The sequence below is a fragment of the Enterococcus sp. genome (assembly GCF_032555305.1).
In the GTDB taxonomy this organism is placed as follows: Bacteria; Bacillota; Bacilli; order Lactobacillales; family Enterococcaceae; genus Enterococcus_A.
Genome location: NZ_JAWGOQ010000054.1, coordinates 1 through 10,084, shown reverse-complemented (window position 1 = coordinate 10,084; position 10,084 = coordinate 1). Strand labels below are relative to the sequence as shown.

At 41.1% G+C, this 10,084-nt stretch carries 11 protein-coding genes; 2 read left to right on the top strand and 9 right to left on the bottom strand.

The genetic code is table 11. The features are described from left to right. Window positions 1-230: 230 nt before the first annotated feature. The 5 genes from scrK to E6139_RS22520 form a co-directional block, all read right to left on the bottom strand. Window positions 231-1,109, bottom strand: a complete 879-nt coding sequence (scrK, locus tag E6139_RS22540; protein ID WP_316405798.1) for a fructokinase ScrK — start codon at window positions 1,107-1,109, stop codon at window positions 231-233. 215 nt (window positions 1,110-1,324) lie between these two features. After that, window positions 1,325-1,951, bottom strand: coding sequence for a 3-hexulose-6-phosphate synthase (hxlA, locus tag E6139_RS22535; RefSeq protein ID WP_316405797.1), 627 nt, complete (start codon window positions 1,949-1,951; stop codon window positions 1,325-1,327). An 11-nt stretch (window positions 1,952-1,962) separates the two neighbouring features. Then, entirely contained in the window at window positions 1,963-2,526 is a 564-nt protein-coding gene (gene hxlB / locus E6139_RS22530) for a 6-phospho-3-hexuloisomerase (protein ID WP_316405796.1), read from the bottom strand. Window position 2,527: 1 nt separating this feature from the next. Further along, window positions 2,528-3,475, bottom strand: a complete 948-nt coding sequence (locus tag E6139_RS22525) for a class I mannose-6-phosphate isomerase (RefSeq protein WP_316405795.1) — start codon at window positions 3,473-3,475, stop codon at window positions 2,528-2,530. Window positions 3,476-3,587: 112 nt separating this feature from the next. Continuing rightward, entirely contained in the window at window positions 3,588-4,172 is a 585-nt protein-coding gene (locus tag E6139_RS22520; protein WP_316405794.1) for an isochorismatase family protein, read from the bottom strand. A 179-nt stretch (window positions 4,173-4,351) separates the two neighbouring features. On the opposite strand from E6139_RS22520, the gene E6139_RS22515 reads away from it, so the two are divergent. Next, window positions 4,352-4,684 carry a hypothetical protein gene (locus tag E6139_RS22515; protein WP_316405793.1) on the top strand — a complete coding sequence of 111 codons (333 nt, stop codon included), beginning with the start codon at window positions 4,352-4,354 and terminating at the stop codon, window positions 4,682-4,684. Between the two features lie 80 nt (window positions 4,685-4,764). Here the strand turns inward: E6139_RS22515 and E6139_RS22510 are convergent, their stop codons facing one another. The 4 genes from E6139_RS22510 to E6139_RS22495 all read right to left on the bottom strand — a co-directional run bounded on the left by E6139_RS22510 (window position 4,765) and on the right by E6139_RS22495 (window position 8,996). Next, complete coding sequence (locus tag E6139_RS22510; RefSeq protein WP_410470564.1) at window positions 4,765-5,337, bottom strand: DUF1062 domain-containing protein; 573 nt, start codon at window positions 5,335-5,337, stop codon at window positions 4,765-4,767. A gap of 168 nt (window positions 5,338-5,505) precedes the next feature. Continuing rightward, on the bottom strand, window positions 5,506-6,336 hold the full coding sequence (locus tag E6139_RS22505; RefSeq protein ID WP_316405791.1) for a GyrI-like domain-containing protein: 831 nt from the start codon (window positions 6,334-6,336) through the stop codon (window positions 5,506-5,508). Window positions 6,337-6,569: 233 nt separating this feature from the next. Further along, window positions 6,570-7,445, bottom strand: a complete 876-nt coding sequence (locus E6139_RS22500) for an ROK family protein (RefSeq protein ID WP_316405790.1) — start codon at window positions 7,443-7,445, stop codon at window positions 6,570-6,572. 132 nt (window positions 7,446-7,577) lie between these two features. Continuing rightward, on the bottom strand, window positions 7,578-8,996 hold the full coding sequence (locus tag E6139_RS22495) for a glycoside hydrolase family 1 protein (protein ID WP_316405789.1): 1,419 nt from the start codon (window positions 8,994-8,996) through the stop codon (window positions 7,578-7,580). A 250-nt stretch (window positions 8,997-9,246) separates the two neighbouring features. Here E6139_RS22495 and E6139_RS22490 point away from each other — a divergent pair, with 250 nt between their 5' ends. Then, window positions 9,247-9,960, top strand: coding sequence for a GntR family transcriptional regulator (locus E6139_RS22490; RefSeq protein ID WP_316405788.1), 714 nt, complete (start codon window positions 9,247-9,249; stop codon window positions 9,958-9,960). Window positions 9,961-10,084 lie beyond the last annotated feature (124 nt).

The window sequence follows — 10,084 nt, the reverse complement described above, 5'->3', positions numbered from 1 at the left end:
TGGTACCTACTTGGTGCTTCTCAAATTTCGAAATATTTTTGCTTATTGCCGATATGCTAGTTCTTCTTAACGCCAGTTTAGAAGTAACTGTATGCGTAGAAAAGCTAGTTCGTGAAGCCGGACATGGATACCCTTGCTCTCATAAGCTTTTTGCATGTAAAAATTTTATACTCCCTTAAAGAATTAAAAAAGACCTCATGACTCTATACGAGCTCATGAAGTCTTACTAATTATGAATGTAGTTTTGCTTCTCTAGCTAACGCTAAGCAGCCGATCGTTCCAGCGTTGTTGCCCAGCTTTGGTGTCACGATGTAGTCTTCTAGTTCTGGTGTTTTCACGTATTCATTGACTAATTCTTTGAAACGCGCACGAACCTTTTTGACTAAATGCTCCTGCTGCATCACACCACCACCGAAGATGATCACGTCTGGTGAGAACATCAACGTTGTATTGTAGGCACATTGGGCGATGTAATCCGCTTCGATTTCCCAATAAGGATCGTCTTCACTTAAGTCTTGGCCTTTACGTCCTAAGCGTTTTTCAATTGCTGGACCTGCCGCCATTCCTTCTAAACAGTGTCCGTGGAAAGGACAGCTGCCTTCAAAATCATCTTCAGGATTGCGGCTGACTAGTACGTGCCCCATTTCAGGATGACTGAAGCCTTCGACAAAGTTGCCCTTTTGCAGCGCGCCGCCGCCGATACCTGTGCCAATCGTATAATACACAACACTGTTGACACCATCACCACGACCTTTCACATATTCACCATAGCAAGCCGCATTCACATCGGTGGTCCAATCAATTGGTAAATCAAACTCTTTTTTCATGGTGCCGACAAAATCAAAATTCTGCCAAGCCAATTTTGGTGTGGACGTAATATAGCCATACGTCTTGGAATCGCGATGAATATCGATCGGTCCAAATGAGCCGATACCGATACTGACTAATTGCTCTTCATACTTCTTGAAGAAGCCGATCACTAGTTCCATTGTTTCTTCTGGTGTCGTCGTTGGATAGCTGGCCCGCTCGACGATTTCAAGATCATTATTTCCCACAGAGCATACAAATTTTGTCCCGCCGGCTTCGATTCCGCCAAATAATTTTTCCACTAAGCTTCACTCACAATCATTTAGATTTATTCAACATACAGAGTCACGAATTTCGCGTGCCCGATGTTCTCGAGTTCTATTGTATCATTAATTATTGGCAGCGGTTCCTTTGTTTTTTCTTTTAGCTGATTTTATCTACCTTTATCTTCAACTAGTGAATTGCTATAAGCATGTCTTATAACAGAAAAACGGAGTTAGTTATTAAACTTATTCAGCTACATCAATGCGGCCTTGATTGTTTTCGCTGCTTTCACTGGATCTGCCGCGTTCAAAATCCCACTGCCGACAATCACGATTTCTGGCTCTAATGCGACATAATCACCAATGGTCTCGCTATTGATTCCGCCAGCTACGGCTACTTGAACTTTTTTTGTATATTGTTTTAATTCTTTTAAATCCTCCAGTGGTGTTCGTCCCGCGTGCTGCTGATCTGCTCCCGTATGAACTGCAATGATATCCACACCTAATGATTCAATTGCCGGAACTCTTTCAGAAAAATTCTGCACACAGATCAAATCCACCATCACTTGTCTTTTTTGCTTCTGGGCCTGCTCCACGCAGCCCTTGATCGTCAAATCGTCCGTGATACCCAACACAGTCACATATTCGGCACCGGCATCGTAAGCCAACTGCGCTTCATACGCACCCGCATCCATGATTTTTGCATCGCATAAAACCTCAAGATCAGGATAATATTTCTTGATTTGCCGAACCGCCTCTCGCCCAGCATCGATTAAGAAAGGTGTTCCTACCTCCACAATATCTACGAAAGGATGAATGTCCTTCAAGGCTTCCAACGCTTCACTAAGTGTTAACTCGTCAATCGCTAGCTGTAATTTCATTTGCTATCCTCCTATTCCAAATTCGCATGCTTTTCAAACGCCCGATCAGTCGGTACTTTCTGCTCTAACGCCAATTCAACAATCAAAGAGTCCGCCAGTAGTAAGACTGCTTCTTCAAACATACTGCCGCCGGTTAAGATTCCCTTTTGATTCTCTTCACTTTCAGGCAGCTTATCGGTATAGGCTGGGATCCGAATCACGCCCGCAGATAGTTTTCCTATGCTTGATTCTGGAAACACCGTCAGGCTGATAATCTTCCCGCCGATTTTACTGGCTTTACTGGCGGTATTGATCAGAGACGTGGTTTCTCCTGATGCGCTGGCAAGGATTAATAGATCATCAGGTAAAAATGCTGGTGTTATCACTTCACCAACAACATAGACCTCGTACCCTAAATGCATCAAGCGCATTGCCAATCCTTTCAGCATCAACAGTGAACGACCTGCACCTGATACGAAAATCCGTTTGGCCTGCTTGATGCCGTTAACTAACTGATCAATCTGGCTTTGATCGATTTTCTTCAAGGTCTTCGCCAACTCCATTGCGGCGGTGTAGGCAACTTCTTTCGTTTCCATCTTACTTTCCTCCATTTTTATAGCTGGCAACAAACATATCCAAGGTACCAGTAAATTCCAATTGCTCGATTCCCGCTGGAACTAAGATTGTTTCCCCCTTCGAAACCGCCACCTCATTTACCATACCGGCTCCATCTACTATTGTGATAAAAGCAAAGCGCTCCAAGTAATAAGAACCTTGTTCCTTCGTCTTGATCCGGCTTAAACTGTATAATCCCGGCTCATCCCAATAATCCGTGATTTCGCAGCCGGCTTTTTGGTAAGGTTCAATCCAGACAAAGCCTTCTGAGGTATCGGGCACCAAAACATTTTCCAATACTTTATCGATGTGCAACTCTCTTTCTTCTCCAGTATTCGGATCAACTCTGCCATAGTCATACAAACGATAGGTCAGATCGGCATTGCGGGAAATGTTGTAGGTCAGCACATCGCGATTGATGGCATGTAAGGTTCCAGCGGGAATATCAATAAAGTAGTCCTTCTTGGCTGGCAAATATTTCAATAATTTTCCCCAATCACCAGCATGTGCCCATTCTGCAAACTCTTCTCTAGTTCTCGCATGGTGGCCAAATTCGATTTTGCCATCGGCTGGTGTGTCCAAAATGACCCATGCTTCTGGTTTCCCCCGTGAATTATCATGCTTCAAGGCATAGTCATCGTCTGGGTGGAGCTGGACCGATAAATCGGCTAAGGGATCTAGTAAGTTGACTCGAATCGGCAATTCCTCCGTGTCGCAATCAAACCAATCTGGATATTTTGAATAAAGCTGAGAGAGGGTCAGATCAGTGCCTGCTACCGGACAATCCGCTGCACCAGGCAGAGCAACGACATTGTAAACTTCGCCAATCGGATAAATATCTGTCTGATAATTGAACGTTTCCAGCATTCGTTTGCCACCCCAAATGCGCGCTTCGAAAAATGGCAAAATCTTTACTATTTGTTTTTCCATCAAAAATCACCTCTTTTATTTATGTCTCCGCTTACATTTTAAATTATACATTCTTCTATTTCTTTAGCAACACACCCCAATACGTTGAACGTTTGGGGTGTGTCAGACTCTTTTAAATATCTTCTGATTTAATCGCAGATAGAATTTCTTTAGTAGAAGTAATTTCTCCTAACCTAACAAATAGCTTATCAAAAAAGATTTGATGCAGCTCGCCATCACGATCGGCGCAAGCATCTTCAACGACAATCACTTTGTAGCCATGCTGGTAGGCATCCAAAGCAGTCGCGTAAACACCGTTTGCGGTAGCTACTCCCGTTAGAATAATCGTATCAATCCCACGTCGCCGCAGTTGCAAATCCAAATCCGTTCCAAAGAAGGCTCCTGGATTGTGTTTGGTTATCTTGATGACATTTTCAGCAGTTTCATCTTCCGCGATCGGCATCACATATTCAGAAAACCCCACTGGAATATTCGCATACGCTTTACCGCTTCTTTCTTTATTTAATAACTGCATCGTTGTTGGATCTACATTGACTAATGTAATCAAGGCTGGAGAATTTATTAAGCTATCAGCCAACTGATTGTTTTTCTCTAACAACTCTGCGGCTGAGTAAGGTTTCAATTCTCCAGTGCCCATAATGCCTTTTTGCAAATCGATCACGACCAATGCCGTTCTCGCTAAATCTAAGTTCTTCAAACAAAACACTCGCTTTCTCAAAAAGTTCCTTTCGTAATTTACGCCAATTTTTTCTAGAAATCCAGCTAAATGCAACGATTTAATAAGGGAAGCGTTTCATTTAAGATTTGAGCTTACTCCTCTTACTAGGTACAATAAAAGAAGATCAGTGGGGCGTTTGTCTGAAGGGGGAAATTTTTATGAAAAAAGCGTTGCTTGTTGTTCATCGATATAAATCAGAAAAAGCCAAAGACTGGGGTTTTACCGCAAACGATTATGCTACTGCCGATATGATCCAAAACATTTCCAAACTATACCCAAACTATGATTGGCATCCCGCTACTTTGGCAGAAGCTAGAGAATTTTTGCATGCTGTCGAGATCGATCTGCTGGTCTTAGTTCCGATGTTGAAGGATCACCTTGAAGAATTCAATGCGTATCCTCACGTTGAAGTCGATTACCTAAAGGCCGACGAATATGGCGACATAAGCAAGCCTCCTTTTCCTTTTATGAGAAAAGAAAAATTTAAATAAAAATGCTGCGAAAAAAATCCTTTTCGCAGCATTCTTCGATTTCAATTAATAGTCTTTTTAAATCTATATGAGACCCCAGTTTAGGCAATTTTCGACTCCTTTTTTGGATTAAATAAAACCGTGTGCTGATTTTGTAGTTTCTCTTTGAATAATCTATTCGATGAACCAACGATCTTGCCTTTAGCAATTAGATGGTGCAACTCATTGTTTGATAAACTCAGTTTTTCTTTCAAAATCGTAAAGAGCTTGATGTCTAATGGGTACTCCGTTTGAATTGTCACGGCTACCTCTTCGTCCAGTTCGAACAAATCACCTAAAACTTGGTATTCAATACTTTGGATCACTACACCATTTTTCTTTAATGTTGCTTTGTCAGTGCCGTACTTTTTCGAAAGCGTTAAGTCATTCTCCTGAAAAAGAGCCAATAAATCGGCGTCTAGCTTATTCGTATGAATTCTAGATAAAATGGTCGAATTCCAGCTAGTCTTACATTTTTTGCAATTATAAATCAACCAAACATCTAAGTATTTGCCCTGAGCATTGATCCGAAATCTTTCAGAGCAGGAAAACTCTGTATCGACATTACATTTCTTACAATGCCGTGTTATCGTGGGAACTTTCAAGCATGTCACAAACCATTTTATCTTCCTCACCTTCACCATCCTCCCTAAATCACAAGATAGTCACCCAGTGTATGGTGGAATCACCACTTCCATACTCCCACTCCTTTCAAAAAAAGACTCTCTTCTACAACAAAGTTATCTGATTTAGACAACCTTATTGTAAAAAAGAATCTTTCTGCCGACTTCTGAATTCTTGCTCTATTCGATGGGAATACACATATCCAAGTGTACATAGTCCTTTTTCCAGTCGATTTCGCGATAGATCGTCAATCCATATTTTTCTCGCATCTTATAGCCACTCCTTGGAAGCCAGATTCTAAAAAAGCCTTGCATCACTCGAAAAATATCATCGATCGTACCATTATATGGAAAAATAGCGTACTTGCCGCCCTTTATTATCATTGTATTATTTTCTTTTACTTCCTCTTCAATCATAAAGCACAGATCACAAATACTGTGATCATCAATCGCAACAGCTGGATCATTGTAAAATTTTTCTATCATTACAGTAGTGCCATCGTAGTAAGCACTCTCTTCAACTAGCGATGTCCAGCTATTTTTCAAATCACTATAATTCCCCAGTACTCTTTCATAAACAACATACAGATCATTCAAATCTTTTGTTTCAATCTTCGTCTGATACTCCTCGAATGTATCTAAAACTTCTTGCTTATGAGGAGAAAAAGGATTTGAAATCGTTGTTGCGTCCAACGTTTTTCTATATTCATTCGGTGAAATATGATAGTGTTCCCTGAATAGCGAACTGTAATTAGACGCACTATATCCATAATCCAACCCAATATCAGTAATTCGTCTCTCTTTTTGAATTTTCAGATCAATCGCACTTTGTTCAACTTTCAAACGCTTGATAAAGGAATAGACACTTTCACCAGTCACCTCTTTGAACATCCGACAAAAATAATATTTAGAAAAAGAAAGGTGCTTTGCTACTTCTTCAACTGTGATTGGTTCCTCAAAATTAGCCAAAATATAGTCGATACTTTCATTTATGAGATCTTTTTTATCCATCGTGGGACCTCTTCTCTTGTTTAATCACTTCCATTTTATCATTTCATCTATTTGACAACTCACTGTTTTCTCAAATGATTTTGGTTTACGATAAGTTCGATTGTTACTAATGCAGATACTGCATATAGAGTTAATTTGTGAATCTGGAGAAAAATGACACTGCTATAATAGATTCTTATTTTGTCCTTCAAGAATTTAACCCCCACTCTCCTGTAAGAAAAGTGGGGGTTCCTTTATTTTTGTTCCGTCAAAAACTGACAAACCGCTCCGATCAAATTCGCTTGGCTTAAGAATTTACAAGGCATGATAGATGCCTTTAATTCCTTCGCTCCCTTTTGCAGTAATAGCTCCTGTACCCGTTTTTCCAAATTCATCAATAAATCTTCCCGCGTCGAAATCCCGCCACCGATCAATACCCGATCTGGATCTAGCGAGATCAAAACATTATAGATTCCGATGCTTAGGGCATTATAAAACTGATCGATTTGTTCTTGCGCCAGCTCATCGCCAGCTTCGGCTAAATCAAAAATTTCTTTGCTCGAATACTCATGTTCATCCGCCTTGATCTTTGAATAGCGCTTCGACATCGCCACTGGACTGCCTAGATCACTCAGTGTTTCCAGCGTCTCATTATTCATGATCTGATAGCCGAACTCGCCGCCAAAAAGATTTGCGCCCGTACGTAATTCGCCATTGATCACGACTCCACCGCCGATTCCTGTACCGATAATCATCATAGCAGCTGATTCTAGCCCTTTCGCATTACCCTGCCAAACCTCGGCTAGCGCTGCGCAATTCGCATCATTTTGAAAAGAGACAGGCACGCCCAAAAATTCTGCTAATTCCTGTTTAATCGGAAACCGATGTAGATAAGGAACGGCACTTACACCGTAAATCACACCCTCTTCGGCATTGACTGCTCCCGGGGCGCTGATCGCTACACCCTCAGTGATTTGGTGTTCTTCCACTAACGATTTTAAATACGCTTTCATTTCATCCCAGGTTTTTGGTGTCTCGAAGCTGGGCAGCTCCGTTAATTCGTCATTTTCCCATAATCCGCTTTTGATCGCTGATCCGCCGATATCGATTGCTAGTATTTTTTGACTCATTCGTTGCTCCTCCTAGTTGTCATTTACTAGTTCAAATTTTAAAGAAGATGATCACTCGATACAATATCAAACCGGGTAAAAAAACAAATTCCAACAAAAAAACCAACCTTTTCAGATTGGTTTTCAAATCGATTATACTAGCCGATCAACATCGTACTCAAAGCCGTTTTGATCGCTGAGTTTTTTATAGAATTCGCCACTTTTCTTGATCGTCCGTCTTTGTGTCGGTAAATCAAGCGACACCAAACCATAGCGATTCTTGTAGGCGTTGATCCATGACCAGCAATCAATGAACGTCCATAAGTGATAACCCTTGATATTGCAGCCGTCATTGATCGCTTTCCAAAGATAGGCTAAGTGATCTTGAATGTATTCGATGCGGTAATCATCGATCACTTGACCGGTTTCATCCATGAAACGTTCTTCATTAGCCACACCCATCCCGTTTTCCGAGATGAAGGCTTCGATGTTGCCATAATTTTCTTTGATATCCATGCACAGATCATGGATGCCCTTTTCATAGATTTCCCAGCCGCGGTATTCATTCATCCGGCGACCTGGCATCACATGATTTTCAAAGAACCAGTCTGGTAAAAATGGTCCTTCTTGATTGATTGCAGTCAAACGAGCTTTCACTCGACGCGGTTCGTAATAGTTTAAACCTAATATTTGAGCAGTGTTTTCCTTAATACATGCCAGATCTTCTTCGGTATAATCAACTGGCAGCTGATCGTATTCCCGCAGCAGTTCAACTAATTTTTCAGGATATACCCCTTTGACCATCGGATCTAAGAAGCTGCGTACATAAAACAGATCGGCAATTTCTGCTGCCTTCACATCGGCGGGATGCTGGCTCCGCGGGAAGGTTGGACTCAAGTTTAGAATCACACCGATTTTACTATTAAGATCGCGTTTTTTATGCGCCGCAATCGCTTTAGCATGAGCCAAAATCGTAAAATGAGTGGCCTGCGCGCCTCGTTTAAAGTCAATAATGTTTGGATAATGGAAATCTTCTAGGTATGAACCTAAGATTGGTCCTAACGGTTCATTAAAAGTGAACCAATGATGAACTAGATCACCAAATTCTTTAAAACAAGTATCCGCAAAGTTCACATAGGCATCTACCACTTCTCGTGATTCCCAGCCGCCCTTATCCTGTTGAGCCGCGGGCATATCAAAGTGATATAGGTTGGCGAATACCTTGATTCCATTGTTGTTCATTTCCGTAAATAGATCACGATAAAATGCGATCGCTTTAGGATTTACTTCGCCTGTACCATCTGCTGGAAACATCCGTGCCCAAGAAATCGAGACCCGAAAAGAATTATGTCCGGTTTGTTTCATGAGCTGAACATCTTCCTTGTAGCGGTGGATATGATCTGTCGTTGTTTCTGAACTGATTCCTTGATAAAACCGATAAGGCTGTTCTTTATACCACCGTTCCCATACTGTTTCTGCTTTTCCTGTTTCACCGCGGCCTTCTGATTGTTCAGCCGACCAAGCTGAGCCCCACCAAAAATTCTCTGGAAATGTTAATTGCTGTTTATTCATTGTATCCCCCTATTTCATAGTCATTCCATTAGTCGTTCCAAAGATACACAGTAAAACTGTCGCCCTAAGTTCGACCCTTTCTTGATTGCGTATTCATCATAACATCGCTTTCGTAAAAACGGAATAGGTTTTTTATTAAAAATATATACTTTTAAAAATAATTTATTCTTTTAATCGTAAAAGCATTGATAAAACCGCGCAAAAGTATATAATTATTTATATCTTTTATTGAGTGATCAAGGAGGAGACAATGAGAAAGAATGCAAAATATATGGAGGTCTATTTAGACGTAAAAAGAAAGGTTGAAGACGGTACTTACGCGATTGGGGAAAAGCTGCCAGCGGGGACTGAGCTGGCTAAACAGTACAATACGAGTAAACTAACGGTCAAAAAAGGGTTGGACATGTTGGTTTCAGAAGGCGTTCTTCATAGCCGAAGCGGATTTGGTACGGAGGTTTTGCGGAAACCGATCCATAATTCTAAGGTATTCGGACCAAGCGAAGGTTTAATGAGTGTCGTTGGTGAGGAACATGTTGATTCGGAGATTCATACCTTTTCGATCGAACTCCCTTCTAAGAAAGTGGCTGAAATGCTGCAATTGAATGAGAAGGAATATATCTATAATATCGTCCGCAGCCGATTTGTTGACCAGCAGCCTTATTCATTGGAGCAGACCTTCATGCCCCTTTCGATCATCCCGGGATTAGAACCAAAGCATTTGGAAAGATCTGTTTATTCCTATATTCGCGATGAACTGCATTTAGAGATTAACGCCTCTCATGTTTGGATGAAGGGTGTCCTCGCGACAGAATTTGATGCAAAAATCTTGGGGATTGATGTTGGCGACTATATGATCGAGGTTGAAAAGAGTGTTTCTTTAGCAAACGGGACCCCTTTCGAATACTCCATCACCAGACATCTATATCAGGATTTTGTTTTTGAAGCTGTTTTTGTAGAAAATTGATTTCCCAGAGCTGAGTAAATCAGCTCTCAGACTGTAGACAAAAGACGTCCCAAACTCGTAATTTGAGTTTGGGACGTCTTTTTATCTGATTTCTTTCGAAATTCAGGACAAAAAAATAAAGGCT